The 18,954-nt window shown below is 59.0% G+C and carries 21 protein-coding genes; 15 read left to right on the top strand and 6 right to left on the bottom strand.

Annotated features, from left to right (window positions below):
- The 11 genes from cheY1 to visR all read left to right on the top strand — a co-directional run bounded on the left by cheY1 (window position 1) and on the right by visR (window position 9,997).
- On the top strand, window positions 1-366 hold the full coding sequence (cheY1, locus tag LXM96_RS11700) for a chemotaxis response regulator CheY1 (RefSeq protein WP_239998677.1): 366 nt from the start codon (window positions 1-3) through the stop codon (window positions 364-366).
- A gap of 29 nt (window positions 367-395) precedes the next feature.
- On the top strand, window positions 396-2,642 hold the full coding sequence (locus LXM96_RS11705; protein WP_239998678.1) for a chemotaxis protein CheA: 2,247 nt from the start codon (window positions 396-398) through the stop codon (window positions 2,640-2,642).
- A 4-nt stretch (window positions 2,643-2,646) separates the two neighbouring features.
- On the top strand, window positions 2,647-3,114 hold the full coding sequence (locus LXM96_RS11710) for a chemotaxis protein CheW (RefSeq protein WP_239998679.1): 468 nt from the start codon (window positions 2,647-2,649) through the stop codon (window positions 3,112-3,114).
- Window positions 3,111-4,019: a protein-glutamate O-methyltransferase gene (gene cheR / locus LXM96_RS11715; protein ID WP_239998681.1), complete on the top strand. Its 909-nt coding sequence runs from the start codon at window positions 3,111-3,113 to the stop codon at window positions 4,017-4,019. Before LXM96_RS11710 ends, cheR begins: the two co-directional genes overlap by 4 nt.
- Window positions 4,016-5,056 (top strand): protein-glutamate O-methylesterase CheB, encoded by a 1,041-nt coding sequence (cheB, locus tag LXM96_RS11720; RefSeq protein ID WP_239998682.1) that lies wholly within the window; start codon window positions 4,016-4,018, stop codon window positions 5,054-5,056. Before cheR ends, cheB begins: the two co-directional genes overlap by 4 nt.
- The gene (locus tag LXM96_RS11725; RefSeq protein WP_239998683.1) at window positions 5,057-5,446 is read left to right on the top strand and encodes a response regulator; all 390 of its coding nucleotides are present in this window, start codon (window positions 5,057-5,059) and stop codon (window positions 5,444-5,446) included.
- Window positions 5,443-5,997, top strand: a complete 555-nt coding sequence (cheD, locus tag LXM96_RS11730; RefSeq protein ID WP_239998685.1) for a chemoreceptor glutamine deamidase CheD — start codon at window positions 5,443-5,445, stop codon at window positions 5,995-5,997. Before LXM96_RS11725 ends, cheD begins: the two co-directional genes overlap by 4 nt.
- 29 nt (window positions 5,998-6,026) lie before the next feature.
- Window positions 6,027-6,416 carry a chemotaxis protein CheT gene (gene cheT / locus LXM96_RS11735; RefSeq protein WP_239998686.1) on the top strand — a complete coding sequence of 130 codons (390 nt, stop codon included), beginning with the start codon at window positions 6,027-6,029 and terminating at the stop codon, window positions 6,414-6,416.
- Window positions 6,417-6,547: 131 nt separating this feature from the next.
- Window positions 6,548-8,227 carry a flagellar basal-body MS-ring/collar protein FliF gene (fliF, locus tag LXM96_RS11740; RefSeq protein WP_239998687.1) on the top strand — a complete coding sequence of 560 codons (1,680 nt, stop codon included), beginning with the start codon at window positions 6,548-6,550 and terminating at the stop codon, window positions 8,225-8,227.
- 273 nt (window positions 8,228-8,500) lie between these two features.
- Complete coding sequence (visN, locus tag LXM96_RS11745) at window positions 8,501-9,238, top strand: transcriptional regulator VisN (RefSeq protein WP_239998688.1); 738 nt, start codon at window positions 8,501-8,503, stop codon at window positions 9,236-9,238.
- 15 nt (window positions 9,239-9,253) lie between these two features.
- On the top strand, window positions 9,254-9,997 hold the full coding sequence (visR, locus tag LXM96_RS11750) for a transcriptional regulator VisR (protein WP_239998689.1): 744 nt from the start codon (window positions 9,254-9,256) through the stop codon (window positions 9,995-9,997).
- A gap of 13 nt (window positions 9,998-10,010) precedes the next feature.
- Here visR and LXM96_RS11755 read toward each other — a convergent pair whose 3' ends face one another.
- The 6 genes from LXM96_RS11755 to motA form a co-directional block, all read right to left on the bottom strand.
- Window positions 10,011-10,454, bottom strand: coding sequence for a hypothetical protein (locus LXM96_RS11755; RefSeq protein ID WP_239998690.1), 444 nt, complete (start codon window positions 10,452-10,454; stop codon window positions 10,011-10,013).
- 5 nt (window positions 10,455-10,459) lie between these two features.
- Window positions 10,460-11,557: a flagellar biosynthesis protein FlhB gene (flhB, locus tag LXM96_RS11760; protein WP_239998906.1), complete on the bottom strand. Its 1,098-nt coding sequence runs from the start codon at window positions 11,555-11,557 to the stop codon at window positions 10,460-10,462.
- Window positions 11,558-11,688: 131 nt separating this feature from the next.
- A complete protein-coding gene (gene fliG / locus LXM96_RS11765) occupies window positions 11,689-12,732 on the bottom strand; it encodes a flagellar motor switch protein FliG (protein ID WP_239998691.1) in 1,044 nt (347 codons plus the stop codon).
- 28 nt (window positions 12,733-12,760) lie between these two features.
- Window positions 12,761-13,339: a flagellar motor switch protein FliN gene (gene fliN / locus LXM96_RS11770; RefSeq protein WP_239998692.1), complete on the bottom strand. Its 579-nt coding sequence runs from the start codon at window positions 13,337-13,339 to the stop codon at window positions 12,761-12,763.
- Between the two features lie 80 nt (window positions 13,340-13,419).
- Complete coding sequence (locus LXM96_RS11775) at window positions 13,420-14,373, bottom strand: FliM/FliN family flagellar motor switch protein (RefSeq protein ID WP_394801945.1); 954 nt, start codon at window positions 14,371-14,373, stop codon at window positions 13,420-13,422.
- Window positions 14,370-15,242 (bottom strand): flagellar motor stator protein MotA, encoded by an 873-nt coding sequence (gene motA, locus LXM96_RS11780; protein ID WP_239998694.1) that lies wholly within the window; start codon window positions 15,240-15,242, stop codon window positions 14,370-14,372. The genes LXM96_RS11775 and motA overlap by 4 nt, the downstream gene beginning before the upstream one ends.
- A 195-nt stretch (window positions 15,243-15,437) precedes the next feature.
- Here motA and LXM96_RS11785 point away from each other — a divergent pair, with 195 nt between their 5' ends.
- The 4 genes from LXM96_RS11785 (at window position 15,438) to LXM96_RS11800 (ending at window position 18,928) form a co-directional block, all read left to right on the top strand.
- Window positions 15,438-16,214 (top strand): DUF1217 domain-containing protein, encoded by a 777-nt coding sequence (locus LXM96_RS11785; RefSeq protein WP_239998695.1) that lies wholly within the window; start codon window positions 15,438-15,440, stop codon window positions 16,212-16,214.
- A gap of 1 nt (window position 16,215) precedes the next feature.
- Window positions 16,216-16,950 (top strand): flagellar basal-body rod protein FlgF, encoded by a 735-nt coding sequence (gene flgF / locus LXM96_RS11790; RefSeq protein WP_239998696.1) that lies wholly within the window; start codon window positions 16,216-16,218, stop codon window positions 16,948-16,950.
- Between the two features lie 11 nt (window positions 16,951-16,961).
- Window positions 16,962-18,347, top strand: a complete 1,386-nt coding sequence (fliI, locus tag LXM96_RS11795) for a flagellar protein export ATPase FliI (protein WP_239998697.1) — start codon at window positions 16,962-16,964, stop codon at window positions 18,345-18,347.
- 80 nt (window positions 18,348-18,427) lie between these two features.
- A complete protein-coding gene (locus tag LXM96_RS11800; protein ID WP_239998907.1) occupies window positions 18,428-18,928 on the top strand; it encodes a flagellar protein in 501 nt (166 codons plus the stop codon).
- Window positions 18,929-18,954: the final 26 nt, after the last annotated feature.

The raw sequence follows: 18,954 nt of genomic DNA on the forward strand, positions 1-18,954 counted from the left end.
ATGAAGAAGAAAGTGCTGACCGTGGATGACTCGCGGACGATCCGGAACATGCTTCTGGTGACCCTCAACAACGCCGGGTTCGAGACGTTCCAGGCCGAAGATGGTGTTGAAGGGCTGGAAGTTCTGGAAGGGGCCAATCCCGACGTCATCGTCACCGACATCAACATGCCCCGCCTAGACGGCTTTGGCTTCATCGAGGGCGTTCGCCGCAACGAGAAGTACCGTGCGGTGCCGATCCTGGTGCTCACCACAGAAAGCGATGCCGAGAAGAAGAACCGCGCGCGCCAGGCCGGTGCGACGGGCTGGATTGTCAAGCCTTTCGATCCCGCCAAGCTGATTGACGCGATCGAACGCGTGACCGCCTGAAACAAACAGCCTGATCAGGAAGCCTTCCGATGGACATGAACGAAATCAAAGAGATCTTCTTCCAGGAGTGCGAGGAGCAACTCGCCGAACTGGAGTCGGGGCTTCTCAAGCTGAATGACGGAGATCGCGATCCCGAGACGGTAAATGCCGTCTTCCGCGCCGTTCATTCCATCAAAGGTGGAGCGGGAGCATTCGGTCTCGATGATCTGGTCGCCTTCGCACACGTTTTTGAAACGACGCTCGACTGCGTCCGCTCGAACAAGCTGGAGCCGAACCAGGACGTCCTCAAGGTGATGTTGAAGTCCGCGGACGTTCTGGCGGATCTCACCAACGCCGCACGCGATGGCGGCTATGTTGATGAGTCTCGCAGCCGCGCATTGGTTAAGGAACTAGAGGCGCTGGCCAATGGTGAAGTGCCGGTGGCCTCCGCCGAGGCGCCGAAAGCTCAGCCGAAGCCTGCTGTAGCCGCCCCCACCGACGACAGCGGCTTTCAGCCCATTCCCTTCAACTTCGACGGCTTCGACGAAGACGAAACACCAGCGGACGCAGGGCAAGTCTACGAGATCAGCTTCAAGCCGCGTCGCGACCTTTACAGCAAGGGGAACGAGGCAGCCCTACTTCTGCGCGATCTGTCCCGCATCGGCGAGATGAGCATCAACTGTGATCTCGAGAGCCTTCCTGATCTCGACAAGCTGGATCCGGAGGAATCCTACGTCAGCTGGATGATCTCGCTGAGAACCACGAGGTCGGAAGACGAGATCCGCGCCGTCTTCGAATTCGCAGAATGGGATTGCGACCTTGAGGTCAGGGCCGCCGAAGCGTCACCGTCGGGCGAGGAACTACCGATGGTGCCCGTTCCCTTCGACCTCTCAATCCTGAATGATGACGCTTCCGCCGAAGCCCCTGCACCATCACCGACCCGGGATGCGGCAGAGACTCCCGCTGCTGCGGCAGAGACCGCAACGGAGGCCTCCAAGATGGCGGCTGCTGCCGCCCGGGTTGAGAGAAAGGAATCGGCCGCTGCGACCGCCGCGGCCGCCGCCGCCAGCAATACCGCCGCCGCTGCAGCCGGTCAGACGATCCGTGTCGATCTCGACCGAGTAGACCGGCTGATCAATCTCGTCGGCGAGCTTGTGATCAACCAGGCAATGCTCTCACAGAGTGTCATCGAGAACGACACCACCGGCACCTCCTCAATCAACATGGGCTTGGAAGAGCTGCAGCAGCTAACGCGTGAAATCCAGGACTCGGTCATGGCCATCCGCGCGCAGCCGGTGAAGCCGGTCTTCCAGCGCATGTCGCGAATCGTGAGAGAGGTCGCCGACATGGTCGGCAAGTCGATACGGCTCGTCACGGAGGGCGAAAACACCGAAGTCGACAAGACCGTCATCGACAAACTGGCTGAACCGTTGACGCACATGATCCGCAATGCTGTCGACCATGGTATCGAAACGCCGGAGAAACGCGAGGCGGCAGGCAAGGATCCGGAAGGTACGATCAAGCTCACCGCAAAGCACCGTTCGGGCCGTATCGTCATCGAGCTGGTTGATGACGGAGCCGGGATCAACCGTGAGCGGGTTCGCCAGAAGGCGATTGATAACGACCTGATCGCGGCAGACGCAAACCTGACAGATGAGGAAATCGACAACCTCATCTTCGCTCCCGGCTTTTCCACCGCCGACAAGATCTCCGACATCTCCGGCCGAGGAGTCGGTATGGACGTGGTGAAACGCTCGATCCAGGCGCTCGGCGGGCGCATCTCGATCTCGTCCCGCCCGGGCCAAGGCTCAACCTTCACAATGAGCTTGCCGCTTACGCTTGCTGTTCTTGACGGCATGGTGGTTACAGTGGCCGGGCAGACGCTTGTCGTCCCGTTGACCGCCATCGTTGAAACCTTGCAGCCGGAAGCGGCTGCGGTTCACTCTTTCGGCGCTAACCAGCGTTTGATCTCCATCCGCAACTCCTTCTGCCCCTTGGTCGATGTGGGTCGCATCCTGAACTTCCGCTCGACACAGGCAAACCCTGTAGAAGGCGTTGCTCTGCTGGTGGAATCGGAAGGCGGCGGACAGCGTGCCTTGATGGTCGACGCGATTCAGGGTCAGCGCCAGGTTGTGATCAAGTCGCTCGAAGCCAATTACACGCACGTGCCGGGCATCGCCGCGGCTACCATCCTTGGTGATGGCCGCGTCGCCCTCATTCTGGACGTCGATGCCGTCGTCGCTGCGTCGCGCGGCCAGTCTCTCAAACCGGAAATGTCACTAGCTGCCACGGGTTAAAAGTATGTCGTATGCGGTGAAGTCTGTCTCGCAGGGGGATCGTGAACTGATCGCTTTTCGGATCGGCGATCAGGAGTTCTGCGTCAACATCATGTCGGTGCGAGAGATCCGCGGGTGGACGCCGGCGACACCGCTGCCGCATGCCCCCGCCTATGTGCTGGGTGTCATCAATCTGCGCGGAGCGGTCCTGCCGATCATCGACTTGTCGGCGCGGCTTGGAATGAAGGCTTCGGAGCCCACTGCGCGTCACGTCATCATTGTTGCGCAGGTGAAGAGCCGCGTCGTGGGACTTCTGGTAGAGGCCGTTTCCGATATCCTTACGATTACAGACGATAATATCCAGCCTGTGCCGGAAGTTTCTTCCGACCTGGAGAAGCAATACGCCTGGGGGATACTGGCGATCGACAAGCGGATGATCTGCATGATCGAGCTAGGATCTCTCTTCCCGGAAACCGAAAGTGAAGCCGCATGACGCCCATGGGCGCGATCGATACCCGGCAGTCGCCGGATGAAGTAATGGCCAGCGGAGAATATCCGCTGACCCGGCGCGATTTGTCCGAAATTGCGGCGATGATCTATTCGGATGCCGGCATCTATCTCAACGATTCAAAGGCTTCGCTGGTCTACTCCCGGCTTTCCAAACACATCCGGAACCTCGGGCTAAAGGGATTTCGCGAGTATTGCGCACTGGTCGCTTCCCCGGAAGGGGCTGCCGCGCGGCGGGAGATGCTTTCTCACCTGACAACGAATTTCACCCGCTTCTTCCGGGAGAACCATCACTTCGAGCATCTCCGCGATGAGGTGCTGCCGGGGCTAATTGCCCGTGCCAAGAACGGTGGCCGCGTCCGCATCTGGTCGGCTGCCTGTTCCGACGGCCAGGAGCCTTATTCGATTGCGCTCACTGTGTTGTCGTCACTGCCCAATGCGGCCGACTACGACTTCAAGATCCTGGCGACGGATATCGATCCGAAGATACTGGCACTCGCGCGTGCTGGCACCTACGACGAAGCCGCACTGGAGACGGTGACGCCAGCGATGCGCAAGCAGTTCTTTCGCGAGGTCGATTCAGGCGGTCGTCGCAAGTTTCAGGTGGAGGAGCGCGTCAAGAAGCTGATCACCTTCAATGAACTAAACCTGATGGCGCAGTGGCCATTCAAGGGGCAGTTCGACGTGATTTTCTGCCGCAACGTTGTGATCTACTTCGATGAACCGACGCAGGTGAAGATCTGGTCGCGCTTCGCCTCGCTCTTGCCGGAGGGTGGACATCTCTACATAGGCCATTCGGAGCGTGTTTCGGGCGATCCGAAGAACGTCTTCGACAACATTGGCATTACGACCTACCGGTACACGGGCAGGAACGCCGGGAGGCGCGGATGAACGCTCCGGCACGTGTTCTCGTCGTCGACGATTCCCCCACCATGCGCGGCCTGATCACGGCCGTTCTCAACTCTGACCCCGAAGTAAGCGTTGTTGGCCAGGCCGGCGATGCGCTTCAAGCCCGTGCCGCGATCAAAGAATTGAACCCGGATGTTGTGACCCTCGACATCGAGATGCCCAACATGAACGGCCTCGAGTTTCTCGAGAAGATCATGCGGTTGCGGCCTATGCCGGTGATCATGGTATCGACCATGACGCAGCATGGAGCGAACGCGACGCTCGCAGCGCTCGAGATCGGCGCCTTCGACTGCGTCGGAAAGCCGGTGCCGGGTGATATCCGGCCATTTATTGATCTTGCGGAAAAGGTAAAGGCCGCCGCGCGCTCAAGTCGCCGACAAGCCGCAGCGGCATCTGTTCCTGTGGCTGCACCCGCCTCGGGCTATCGGGTCGGTCGCAAGATCGTTGCAATTGGATCGTCTACAGGTGGCGTCGAAGCGTTGATCACGGTGCTGCAGAAGTTCCCCAAAAACTGTCCGCCGACTGTCATCACGCAGCACATGCCGCCGACATTTACCAAGAGTTTCGCGGAGAGGCTCAATCGGCTCTGCGCTCCAGTGGTGGAGGAAGCTTACGACGGCGCCAGGCTGGAGATCGGCAAAATTTATCTTGCTCCCGGCGGCAATCGTCATCTGCAGGTCGTTAATCCTTCAGCCCCTGCCTGCCGCCTGGTCGAGCGCGATCCTGTCAATGGTCATCGTCCCTCCGTGGATGTCCTGTTCGACTCGGTTGCCGAACTGGCCGGACGCAACGGTGTGGGGGTCATCCTCACGGGTATGGGGCGCGACGGCGCGTCTGGACTGCTCAAGATGCGCGACGCCGGCGCCCGTACACTCGGGCAGAACGAAAAGACCTGCGTGGTCTACGGCATGCCCCGCGTCGCTCACGAGATAGGCGCCGTAGAGGCGCAGTTGCCGCTGGATTCCATCGGCGACGAAATCCTCAAACTAACTGCCGCCCGGAAAGAAGGTATAGAATAAATGTCTCTCGCTGAAAAAATCAAAGTACTGATCGTCGATGATCAGGTGACGAGCCGGCTGCTGCTCAGCGATGCGCTAACACAGCTCGGCTTCAAGCAGATCACTGCTGCCGGCGACGGCGAGCAAGGCATGAAGATCATGAACGAGCAGCCACACCACCTGGTCATCTCCGACTTCAACATGCCGAAGATGGACGGTCTCGGCCTTCTTCACGCGGTTCGCAGCAACCCTGCGACCAAGAAGGCAGCGTTCATCATCCTGACGGCTCAGGGTGATCGGGCGCTGGTTCAGAAGGCGGCACAGCTGGGCGCCAACAACGTGCTCGCAAAGCCATTTACGATCGAAAAGATGAAGGCGGCCATCGAGGCCGTATTCGGAGCTTTGAAATGAATGATGCCGCCGCAGCGAAGCGGGTCCACATTATCCAGGGCGAATACAAGGTGGTCACTGACCCCGATGTAGTGCTCTCGACGATCCTGGGATCCTGCGTAGCTGCCTGCCTCCGTGATCCCGTGGCCGGTGTTGGTGGGATGAACCACTTCCTCCTGCCAGGCTCGGCGGGGGCGATGACATCCGGAGGAGACGCCACCCGCTATGGGGTGCATCTGATGGAGTTGTTGATCAACGGGTTGTTGAAAAAGGGTGCCCGCCGCGATCGCCTTGAAGCGAAGATCTTCGGCGGTGCCAAGACGATCGCGAGCTTCTCCAATGTCGGCGAACAGAATGCCGCTTTCGCCACGCAGTTCCTGAGAGATGAAGGCATCCCCATCGTGGGTTCCTCCACGGGAGGTGAGCACGGCCGAAAGCTGGAGTTCTGGCCGATCAGCGGCCGAGCGCGGCAGTATCCCCTAACGGGTGCGGAGACCCAGAAGACTGTCGCCTTGGAACAACGTCCCGTGGTTCCTCCCAAGCCGATCGAAACTTCTATCGAGTTCTTTTAAGGAAAGGCGCCTCGGGCGCAAGGAAAGCCATGACCAATACCGTCGAGCCCACAGTTGCTTTCGCGGAACAGTCCTTGCCCGAAGTCCTCATGCGGCTCGTTTCCGAACTGCATGATGTAGCCTATCTGGTAGAGCGCATAGAACCGCATCTGTTGGAGCTAGGAGGCGATCAGTTCCTTGAGCATCCTGACAGCATCAAGATTCTGCAGGGCATAGACCTAGCCGTGCAGAAAGCGCGGGGGCTAGCGGAATTCATAGACACGATCACGGCCACTATCCCAGATGCTTGGACCGTCGACGTCTCCACCGCCCTTAGCTTGGTGAAGCTTGCCGAAATGCAGCGGTCCCTTGCGACCGGCATCCGACACGGACACTCGCAGCCGCTGAGCAAGGCGGCGGGCGACTTCGATTTTTTCTAGCTGAGCCCTAGCCTGCCGACGCAGAGCGCATAGCCTCTACACACCGCCAACCGGAAACGCTCGCACAAGCTTCGCCCAATAGGGTGGGCGTGGGCAAAAGCCTGATCTCGGTTATGCGATGTGGAAACAGAATGAATCTGTTGGCTCAATTCTCTCAATTGTACAAGAATCTGGCCGCTCTCGGGCAGACAAAGCTGATTGCGCTTGCAGGTGCAGGAATTGTGTCGGTGGCAATCGTCCTGGCTGCTGCACTTTACGTGAACAAGCCTGCCTATGAGACACTCTACGTCGGCCTTGAGACCACGGACCTCAACCAGGTCAGCATAGCACTGGCTGAGGCAAGCATCGATTTTGCTGTTGGCTCAGACGGCGCCAGCATTCAGGTCCCGGTCGGCATGACGGGCAAAGCGCGTCTGCTCCTGGCGGAACGCGGCCTGCCGAACAGCGCCAACGCAGGCTATGAGCTGTTCGACAATGTCGGCTCCCTTGGGCTGACTTCTTTCATGCAGGAAGTGACGCGGGTGCGGGCGCTGGAGGGCGAGATCGGGCGATCGATCCAGCAGATCAGCGGGGTGGCTGCGGCGCGCGTCCACATCGTCATGCCGGACGTCGGGAACTTTAGGCGCGGTGAGCAGAAACCAACTGCGTCCGTAATGATCCGCGCAAGCACAACCACCGGCCGCAAGGCTGCTACATCGATTCGCCATCTTGTCGCGTCGGCCGTACCGGGCCTCGATGTGGAGGATGTAACGATTCTCGATTCCACCGGGCAGCTTCTTGCTTCGGGCGACGAGTACGGCAACAGCGAGCTTAACCGCTCCCTCAACATCGTGCAGTCTGTTCAGCAGGAGCTGGAAACGAATATCGACAAGGCATTGGCGCCTTTCCTCGGAATGGACAACTTCCGCTCGACGGTCACCGCCAATCTCAATACCGACAGCCAGCAGATCCAGGAAACGATCTTCGACCCGGAATCGCGTGTCGAGCGTTCAGTCCGCATCTCCAAGGAGGAGCAGCGATCCCAGCAGTCGCAGGATGACACTGCAGCGACGGTGGAGCAGAACGTGCCGCAGGCGGCACCCGAGGCTGGCGGCGCGGTCGGGCCTAAATCATCGGATCAAACGGACAAGAAGGAAGAACAGACCAACTACGAGATCAACAGCAAGACGGTTGCCACGACGCGCAACAGCTATCGGATAGAGAAACTGTCGATTGCCGTCGTCGTCAACAAAGGTCGGGTCGCGCAGATGGTCGGGGAGCCGGTCGATCAAGCCAAGATCGATGCGTATCTGGCCGAGATGCAAAAGATCGTGGCCTCAGCAGCCGGACTGAACGTTGAACGTGGTGACGTGGTTACGTTGACCGCTATGGACTTCCTGGAAGCACAGTTGCTGGAAGAGGCGGCCTCTGGCCCAGGTGTGACCGAGGTTCTGAGCCGCAATCTTGGCGGGATCATCAATTCCCTTGCCTTCGTGGTGGTGGCCTTCCTGGTGATCTGGCTGGGCGTTCGCCCCTTGGTCCGCAGCGTTGGTGGTACGACCGCCTCCAATGAACTTGCTGCCGATAGTGCGGGGCTGGAACTTCCGGACTTCTCTCCCGCAACGGCCGGTGGCGGGTCCCTTATGGAAGGCTTTGGATCCGACTTCGGGTTTGATGCGACCGATGACCTGCTCGGCATGGGTGACGACGAAGGCGGGTTCAACCGCCGTGTCAAGGAGGGGCCGGAAAAGCGTCTGGCCCGAATGGTCGAGATCAGCGAAGAGCGGGCTGCGAAGATCCTGCGCAAATGGGCGGTCGACCAAGCTGCGTGACACATCACGCGATCGTGAGGAGAGGGGGCCGGTGTATGCACCGGCCCTTTTTTGTCGCCCGTACCGTACCTTATGCCCGCCCGTCGCCTTACGTGTGGCAGAAACATGGCGTCAGTTTATGAGCGGCTCCTTACGAGGCGTAGCATTTCTCAACATCTCTCATAAAATGAGGATGATTCGTCGCTGGAGACGTGGAGGAGACGGGATTGGACCGCAGGTATCGATCGCTGATGGGCCAAGGTCTGTGTTCATGATGAACATGCAATAAGTAGAATGGAATTTTCTGGCGTGGAAGCATCGGCGGAGCGGGAAGACCAGGACTGGGACAATCCACCAATGGTCCTTTCTCGCGCGCATGTGGTTCGCCACCTTGCAATGGCGATAGCTGATGGCGACACGCCGACGGCACTGCGGCTCCTCGCGGACCACGTTGGAGCGGCGCATTTTCTTTTGGCGCGCTGTGACTTGATTCAGGAGCAGGGACTGGATTTCATCGTCTCGTCGGACTGGCCCTTTGACCTGGTCAGGCGCATCGGCACGGAATTGGCGAGCAACTACGCCAGATCAACCGAACTCGAGAAGTGTCTTTCGCTCCTCACCCCGAGCTTCTCTTTGCTGCCTGACGACGTGCTCCTGCCTGATGCGATCAGCCGTCAATATTGCGCCCTGACGGTCTGCGTCGGCCGCACCCGCTATACCTTGTTGCTCCTCTTCCTTGAAGGGATCATCCTCTCGCAGGAGCGGTTGCGGGAGGTCGGCCTTTTGGCGACTTATGCAGTAGGCTCCAAGGAACGTCCGGAGGGGAGGGCAGAACGGGATTTCGAATTGACCGACAGGGAGCTGGAGTGCCTTTTCTGGATCGCTGAAGGCAAAACCAGCGATGAGATCGCCGTCATTCTCGGTATCTCACGAAACACCATCAACAACTACATTACCAGCGTGATGCGTAAGACGGCGACAAAAACACGTTCGGAAGCGATCGCTTTTGCGGTCCGAAACAATCTGGTCTAGGAGAGCTCCAACGCGATGGTGTACCCGCGCGGTCCGTCCGCTCAACATCCTACCGGTGCCAACTTCAGGCTGCAGCGAGCGGCGAGCAGGGCGGACGTCTTTCCCAGATTGACTGCTATGCAGAAGCATCTGAGGGCTAGGAACTTTGCGGTCTTTCGGATTTCCGGTGCTGGTGTACCTGGCAAGCGCAAACTGGTTTGCGAGATGGAGAACTGGGGCGCCGAGAGCCAGCAGTACAGCAACCTCATCTTGACCAGCTATGCTGATGCTCTCCTCGATCACATCGAAGTTTCGGCGCTACCCGTCGTCTGGAGTGGTACCGAACATATGAGCTTCGTCGAAGCTTCCGAGTTTGCTCCACTGATAAAGCACTTACCGTCCGACCTCACTCCCTTCTCAGGCCTGGCCTTTCCCGTGCGCCTCGGAGCCATGGGGAATGGCTATGTCGTGTTCACGGCCGCTTCGCTCAGTCTTTCAAGCGACCTGATGGTCGAGCAGCATGTTCGGAGTTGCCAGATCATGACAGATCTTTTGGCGCTCGATGAGCGGCGGACGGTCCCGTCCGAGACCCTCAGCGAGCGCGAGGTAGCCTGCCTCCAGCTTGCAGGGGATGGACGCATCAGCGAAGAGGTTGCAGAGGCGCTCGGTCTCTCCGTTCACACAGTCAATGCTTACCTCGGTTCTGCCACGATGAAGCTGGACGCGGTGAACCGCATCCAAGCGATCGCCAAGGCCATCCGGCTAGGTTACATCCACTGATTCCAAGGCAATCTTAACTGGCGACTGCCATCGGTGGCGCGCTCGGCAGGAAGCGCGCTTCCAAAAGGCTCTGTGCCAGAAACGCCGTGTTGGCGTCCGGGTTGTCGCAGGGATCCTGGAAGGCGATATGATCGATCTCGATCCCGGCCAATCGATCCGCGAGCGTCAAACGGGCGTAGACTGATACGCCGCGCGGCTTGATCTCAAGATCAAGTACGACTTGGGGCTGGCCACTCCATTCAAGCGTATATTCGCCGCCGGCACCGAAATTGACAGTACCCGGATGGAAGTATAGCTCGGCGGCAGAAGACACCAGATCAGCGAGGTTGCCATAGGATTCTAGGCGCAGCAGCGCGATCAGGTCGCCTGCATCCAAAAGTCTCAATTCCGTAGCCACAGGACTGATGGCTTCGGCCAGGATCTTCTCACGTTTCGTCGAGTGGTCGCATTTTTTCATGACGCTCAGTGTGTCCGTTGCTTGAGCGACCGAGCTGCGTAGACCCGGTGCACCAGTTCCGCCACTGCCTTGTAAAAGGCTGGTGGGATGACACTATCTACCGAGACTTGCGCAAACATGGAGCGAGCGAGCGGCGGATCTTCGAAAACCGGAATGTTATTGGCCTCCGCGATCTCGCGAATTCGAAGTGCGATCAGATCCTGTCCCTTGGCTACGACCACCGGTGCGTCGCCCTCTTCCCGCACGTAACGCAGCGCAACCGCGAAGTGGGTCGGATTCGCGATGACCAGCGTGGCGCGCGGAACGCTATCGATCATCCGGCGGCGCGCGCGGTCGCGCGCAAGCGATCTCTGGCGCGACTTCACAAGCGGGTCACCTTGCGCCTGCTTATGCTCGTCCTTCACCTCCTGCTTCGTCATCTTGAGCTCGGTGAACCAGTGGTGCCGCGACCACGCGACATCCACTGCCGCAAGTAGAGCTGTCGCGGCCAGGATGACCACCACCATCTTGCGAACGATGGTGTCCAGCTTAACCAGGATGACTTGTGGATCGGAAAACATCGCGTCGATTGTTGCGAAGAACTCGCCACGCAACGCGAAGTACATGACGACCGAGACAATCAGGATCTTGAAGAAGGATTTGCCGAATTCGACCATGCCCGGGAGGCTGTAAATCCGCTTGAAGCCTTTCATGGGCGAGATCCGAGACGCTTGCGGGCGAATGCGCTCAAGAACCATGGTCGGCAGATTCTGTGCGAATGAAGCACCCAGACCGAAGATGATGAAGATGAGCATGATCGGCGCCAGGAAAGCGGAAACGGACCACGCCAGACGCACTGCCAAACTTATAACGTCCGGCGTGTTCTCCAGACGCCACTGGTCGGGCTGGGAGAACAGATCCTTTAAGGTCTCCGCCAGGTCTGCGGCTCCGGATGGGAGGAAGAAGACCAGAAAGATATAGAACCCCAGGGCCGAGGCAAAGATCGGCAACTCGCGCGAGGACGCCACGTTACCCTTGGCTGCCGCATCGCTCAGTTTCTTGGCTGTGGGATCTTCTGTTTTACTGTCTTTATCTTCAGACAAGAGTTCGTCCCCCGCGCGAATCGGCGCCACCTGCAGCCATAAGCTACAGCAACGCCGCCCTAGGGTGGAATCGAGTCAACAAAAAGACTGTGGGTAGGCGCTGGGCACCACGCCGACGCCTGGAAAGCCCCGCTCCGTCGCCCGCCGCGATGCTAGGCGGCTTGCTCGTTTGTGCCTTCCTCGGGCTCCTTGAGCAGGATTTGCCCAGCATTCGCCAGCCGGATGGCTTCCTGCGCGACGGCGCGGCGGGCGATCGCGATCTCGCGCGGGTTGAGTGCTGCTGTTGGAACGGCGAGATCCGATTCGATCATGCGTCGCTGACGCGGGCTGATGGCGGACAGGACCCCTTCCTTCATCTCTGCGCTTGCGCCGCGCAGAGCCATGGTCAAGACGTCTGCAGCGACGTCGTTCAAGAGCAGCACGCGGCTGCGCTGCGGCATGTGCAGCAGGTCCTCGAAGAGGAAGATCTTTGGCCGCACCTTGTTGACCGCGTCCTTGCTGATAGTCTCCAGAGAGGTAAGCAAGGTATCGACCTGCGGCTTGTCGAGCTCGTTCATGAGATCGGCAACCTTTGCCGAACCTGCCGAGTTGCGCTCAGCCTCGATCTTGGTAATCAATTCCACGACGCGGTTTTCGATGATCTGGGCAGCCTTGGGACTGACATCCTTCATGTTGACTGTTCTGTTCATGATGTCGGCGCGGCGACTGTCAGGAAGCTGAAGCAGAACCTTCGCCCCGAAGGCCGACGGAAGCATGGAAAGAATGTAGGCAACGGTCTGCGGGTGTTCGCGAGTCAGGAACTTGCCCACGAAAGCAGGATCGGCATCCTGCAGCCGGTCCCAGATGGACGCCTCGTACGCCTGAAACGCCGTGCGGCGACCAAGAAGTCCATCCACTTCTTCCGGAGTGAGACCTTCTTCAAGAATGGCTTCGATTGCGGCGGCATTGTCCATGAGACCTGTACCTTCGGTAAACAGGTCCTCGAACTCATTGACGAGAAGAAGCAGTTCGTCCGGTGGAATCGTCCGCAGGCGTTGTGCAGACGCAATGATGGTCTGCAGTTCTGCCTGGGTGAAATACTTGAGGAGCTTGCCGGCAACGCCCTTGCCCATAGCCAGCAGCACCGCGGCTGCCTTCTCCGCTCGGGACAACGGCTGTTCGGTAACGGCGGTACCGAAGTCGTCAAAGTCCATCATGGTCTTCCCTCTCTGTCCCAGACCGGGATCAGGTTCTTCTCGTGCTCAGCACTTCTGTCACTTTAACGCCGAAGCGTGTGTCGTCATTCTCAAGCACGGTGATCTCGCCCTTGCCGATGCGGCGGCCATTCACCATGATCTCTACCGGCTCACCAATTTTCTTGTCGAGCGCAATCGTCGCGCCTTCCTCAAGGTTCATCAGACCGGATACCTGCATGCGGCTCGAGCCCAGAACGATCTCGACATCAATCGGGATGTCCATGATCAGGTCCATATTTGCCGTCAGCGCGCTGCCCGGCTCTTGAATGGAGCCGAATTCCGTGCTGCCGCCTGTCCTGGCGCCGCCGAATTCGCCAGCACCAAAGTCGCCACCGATGTCGGACATCCCAAGATCATCCGGACCTGCCCCGAATTCGTCGCCGAAGGCCGGTGCATCCGATGCGCCGAACCCGGCTCCGGCGCCGAAGTCGGCATCGAACCCCGGCACGCCGCCGTCCGCATCTGCCTGCAGCACGCCGCGAAGGTCATCGATGGCCTGATCGAGCTCACCGCCGGCGGCGGGCATCAGCGCCTCTTCTTCCTGTACAGGTGTTTTCTTCGTTGCCATGCGTTCACTATTCCCGTTGAAACTTGCGTCAACCTGCCGTGTCGATGGCGCGCGAAGCGCCGCCGGCCCAGCAATGCGGTTCAGCCCATCAGATGATCTAGGATTTCGTCTTCGGTGCTTATGTTGTCCCTTACGCGAACCGTATATCGCTCTCCTGAACGACCGAGCTCGCAGGAATACATTTCCTTGCCGTTCGCGCTGACCTGAACGCTTACGTCTTTCCGATCATGGAAGGCGATGACATCACCAACAGCGAGGTGTGAGATCGTGCCCAAGGTCAACGTTTGCAGTCGCACGCGCGCCTCCAAGGTCACCTGCGAACGCCGCACTTGCTCGCGGATACGCTCCTGCCACTCTTCCTTGCCTTTCGACAGTTGCCCCTTCGACTTTGGCATGACCACCTTGGTCTTGAGGAATGCCTTCTGCGGAAGCACCAGAGCGATTTCCGAGGTTACCTTGCCCAGCTGAACGCTCATCCTAATTGCTACCCCGAACTCGGGCACGGCCGTTTCATCCGGCGCCGGTCGATCTTCGGCATTGTGAGCCTGCTCCAGAGCGGCCTCGAAACCACCGGTGACGTCCACACCCGACTGCAGGACGACCGCCATCCGTCCAAACACCATCTGGGCGAGATCAAGTTCAATTTCGGACAGGGGCCGCTCGGACGGCTGCTCGACCGTTTCCGGCAGTGCGCCCAACATTCGTTCCATCAGGGCGATGATGAAGCTGGTGTTGCAGGCGAGAACGAAATTGGGAGACCAGTTGCGCAGTGAACCATCGGCGAGAACGAAGTGCTCCCCCAGATCTTTGATCAAATCGGTCGTCAGGCCAGACGTGCAGCCAATATAGGTGACGTCGAGGGCGACCTTTGTTTCGCTGCTGAAGACGTCCGGCAGGAAGTCGGCATAGAGATGGCCGAAGTCGCTGCTGATCTTCTCGATTGTCCTGCGATCGCCAAGTCCCCCCGTTAGCTTCGCCAGAAGCGAGAGATCTATGGGCTTCGCGGGTCTTTCTGCCATAACTGTCGTCATCATGCCGCCTTGTTATCGCCGCCCGGATTCATCATTTCCTGCTCGACCGCATCGATCGAGGGGCGTTCGTAGTTGGAGATCGTCTTACGTCCGTACTCCAGGGCCACCTGGGGGACCGACCCGTTCATGTAGGCAAGCAGCGTTTGCTTCACGATGATGAACAGGCGATGCTGCTTGCCGCGCACGATCTTGACCTGCGCCGCCAGCGGATTGACAATTGAGTATGAGAGGATGATCCCGAGCATGGTGCCGACGAGCGCGGCGCCGATAAGACCGCCGAGAACCTCAGGCGACTCGTTGATCTTGCCCATGGCCTTAATGACCCCGAGAACGGCGGCGACGATGCCGATAGCCGGAAAGCTGTCGCCCATGGCCGTCATTGCGTGGTACGGCTTCATACGGTCGTGAGAGAGCGTTTCAAGCTCCTCGTCCATAAGCGCCTCGATCTCGTGTGAGCGGGCGTTGCCGATAATGATGAGCCTGACGTAGTCGCAGATGAACGTCGTCAGTTCCTTGTTCTTCAACAGGTTAGGCGCCGTCTGGAAGATCGAGGACTCTTCAGGATTGTCGATGTGGGCTTCGATCTCGTTGCGTGACTTCGTCCGCAGGTCGCGCATCAGAGCGTATAGGACACCCAGCACGTCGAGATAGTTGCGCTCCTTGGGAACGGATCCCTTGAAAGCCTCGCCAAGGGCTTTGCCGGAATCCTTCACCACTTTCATAGGGTTGGCCATGATGAAGCCACCGATGCCGGCGCCGCCAATGATGACCAACTCGAACGGCTGGAAGAGGACGTCCAAGTGACCGCCCATCGCCATGTAACCGCCGATGATGCAGCCGAACGTGATCACGAATCCGATAACAATGTTCATCTTCTACCTACGCCGAGCTTTACCTTAGGGGCCGGAGATAGCCTTTCTGGCTTGCGTGAGGCTGGTTGAGGCGGGACTCTTAGAACCGGTGGCCAGGAAGAGAAGGTACAGCTTCGCACAAGTCTTTGCGCCTAGACCCCCGTTATCGGGGAAGACTCGACTTTGAATCCACTCAGGATCAAGTGAGGCAAGGGCGTGATCACCACCTATACCAGCTACACCATAATCAGCCGGGATCTGCCCGGTTCGCTTGCTCGTGTCGCCGAAAAGCCGGACGTCGCCCGTGAGAGCGCCTACTATCTGGAAAACATCGGGAAGATTAAATCTATCGATGATTTCATGGCCGACAGCCGTATTTACAACTATGCGCTGAAGGCTCACGGACTTGAGGATATGGCCTACGCGAAGGCCTTCGTGCGCAAGGTCCTGACCGAGGGCACCTCCAATCCTGATGCTTTCGCCCGCAAGCTTTCCGACAGCCGCTATGCCGCCTTGGCTGAGACCTTCAACTTCGAAGCTTTCGGCGCTGCAGCCACTTCTTTCGATAAAGCACAGAAAGCTGTCGTCGAGAAATATCAGCGCCAGACGCTGGAAGAAGAAGCTGGGGTGGAAAACCCCGGCGTGCGGCTCGCGCTCTATTTTGAGCGCATGGCACCGGCGATCAAGTCCGGCATGGAGATACTGGCTGATGATGCTTTGGCGGAGGTCGTCCGCACGGTGCTCCAGATGCCGGATGAAATGGCAGCACTTGATGTGGACCGACAGGCTGCATTGATCGAGCAATCCATCGACATCACCGACTTTCAGGATCGTTCGAAGGTCCACAAGTTCCTGGAACGCTTTTCCACTCTTTGGGAGATGGAAAATGCGTCGACCCCGGACACCGTAACGCCGCTCTTCTCCCCTTCGACGAACGGGATTTCTACCGATCTTCTTATTTCAATCAATGCACTGAAACTCGGAGGCAGATGATATGCAATCCGGACTCTACGTCGGCATCTCGTCGCAGATCGCGTTGGAACGGCGCCTGAACACGATCGCCGACAACATGGCAAACATGAATACCGCCGGCTATCGCGCCACGGAGGTCAAGTTCGACGAGGTCATGAGCCACACCCGCAATGAGCTGAACGCGAAGGTTGCCTTCGTTAGCCAGGGCAATGACTATCTCTCGACGCGAAACGGACAACTGCAAAACACCGAGAGCGCTTTGGACTTCGCCATCAAGGGCGATGCCTGGTTCGCGATCGAGACGCCTGCGGGCCAAGTACTCACCCGCGACGGTCGCTTCACCATGCTGGAGACTGGACAACTGGTCTCGCTGAAGGGCTATCCTGTGCTGGACGCCGGCGGTGCGCCTATCCAACTCAATCGCAATGGAGGTCCACCTACAGTCGGTGCCGATGGACGGATCATGCAGGACGGAGTGCCTGTAGGCACGCTTGGACTCTTTACCGCTGATCTTACCAAGGGCTTTCTGCGTGCAGACAACAGCGGTGTCATCCCGACCGAGAACCCTCAGCCTGTTGTCGATAACTTCAATGTTGCCGTGATGCAGGGCTATGTCGAAGGCTCCAATGTCAACGGCATCAGCGAGATGACGCAGCTCATCCAAGTCAACCGTGCGTTCGAGGGCATTTCGTCCCTAATGCGCGACACTGAGGCCAGCTTTGACGAGGCGATCAAAACCCTCGGCAGTGGTCGCTAAAGGCTGACAAGATGTTGGAACAGGCATCTATCCTGCAGGCAGTTTCCGGCGGTAAGCTGGCCCAGCTTGCCGACATTACGGAGCGGTATGCCAATCCCGCATTTTCGGTTGCCCACGGCGGGCGCGTCAGAACAATTGCTGCGGGACATTACACCGTTGCAGGTCTCTCGAAACACGTCCGCCTTGGCGAGTTTGTTGCCCACCGCAGCACGACCGGCATCCATCTGGGCGAGGTGGTGCGTGTGGAACCGGATGTCGTGTATGTCTGTCCGATCGAGCCGGGTGAACCCATCGGCATCGGCGATACCGTGATCCGGAAGGGCGCATTTCGGGTCGCCCCCCACGAAAGCTGGTGCGGGCGTACCATCAACGCGCTGGGCGAGCCGATAGATGGGCGTGGTCCCCTTGTGGCCGGTCGCGGAAGGCGTTCGATATCGAGCACGGCTCCCCCGTCGATGACGCGGAGCCGCGTCGAGACGGGTTTCAAGACCGGCGTGCGGGCGGTAGACATCTTTTCGCCGCTTTGCCTCGGCCAGCGTCTCGGCGTCTTCGCTGGCTCAGGTGTCGGCAAATCAACCCTGCTTTCGATGCTGGCTCGCGCGGACGCATTCGACAAGGTGGTGATTGCCCTGGTCGGCGAGCGTGGCCGCGAAGTTCGCGAATTCATTGAGGACACGCTTGGAGACAACATGGCAAAGTCCATTGCCGTTGTTGCAACCAGTGACGAAAGCCCGATGCTGCGCAAGATGGCACCGCTCGTGGCCATCACCATAGCCGAACACTTTCGCGATCAAGGCGACAACGTCCTTTTCATCGCCGACAGCATCACCCGCTTCGCCCATGCGATCCGTGAAGTGGCCGTCGCCTCCGGTGAGCCGCCGATCGCGCGAGGCTTCCCAGCGTCGGTGTTCACGGAACTCCCGAGGCTGCTCGAAAGAGCTGGCCCTGGAGTCGAGGGTGCTGGAACGATAACGGCGATCATCTCCATTCTCGTTGATGGCGACAACCACAATGATCCAATTGCCGACTCCACGCGAGGCATCCTGGATGGGCATCTGGTGCTCGATCGAAGCTTGGCAGAGGAGGGGCGTTACCCTCCCATCAATCCTCTCGCTTCGATCTCCCGTCTCGCTCGAAAGGCTTGGACGCAAGATCAGGAAACACTCGTTTCCCGGTTGAAGGCGCTTATCCACCGGTATGAAGAAACCCGTGATCTTCGACTAATCGGCGGCTATCGCGCGGGTATGGATCCCGAACTCGACATGGCCATCAAACAGGTCCCGTTGATCTACGACGTCCTGAAGCAGACGCCGGGCGAGCAACCGTCGCCGGATGCTTACGCAGACCTCGCCACGGCACTTCGCAATGCGGCAAATCAGGCACCCGCGCGCAGATGAGAACGAAAGGAAGCTTGGCAATGCGGAAAGCTGGCGCATCGAAGGGGGGCGAGGCACCGACGCGCCAGAACGCGCCGCGCATGGGGGATCGGATCCTGATGGGCGCCGGTATCCTGCTTGCTGCCGCTTCCGCGTTCTTTCCTTGGTACGTTTTTCTCAACCAGGACAAGTTTGGCATCCGCACCAGTGGGTTCGAACACATGCGCGACCTTCCGCCGCGACCGCCCCGGAACGTGATGAGCGTCTCGCCGCTCGCGATGACTGATCGGACGGAGGACGAGAAACTGCCGCCTCCTGCAGACAGCCTGACCACGGCTACAGTTTCTTCGTTAGGGGATGCCCACGCTAACGGCAGCGCATTTCTGGACCAGTCCTTTCCGGGGAAGGGAAACTTCCGGCTGCTTCACGTCTCCAACGGTCGCGCTCTAATCGAGGATGGCTCCGGGATGTACATAGTGCGTGTCGGTTCGATCCTGCCCGACAACAGTAAGCTTGCCACAATCGAGCAACGCGACGGCAAGTGGGTCATCATAACATCTTCAGGTGAAATCTATGATGATGGCGCGGTGGCGCGTCCGTAAGTCCCACGCAAGATTACCTGCATAGT

This window comes from Rhizobium halophilum, from assembly GCF_021648825.1.
Lineage (GTDB): Bacteria > Pseudomonadota > Alphaproteobacteria > Rhizobiales > Rhizobiaceae > Neorhizobium > Neorhizobium halophilum.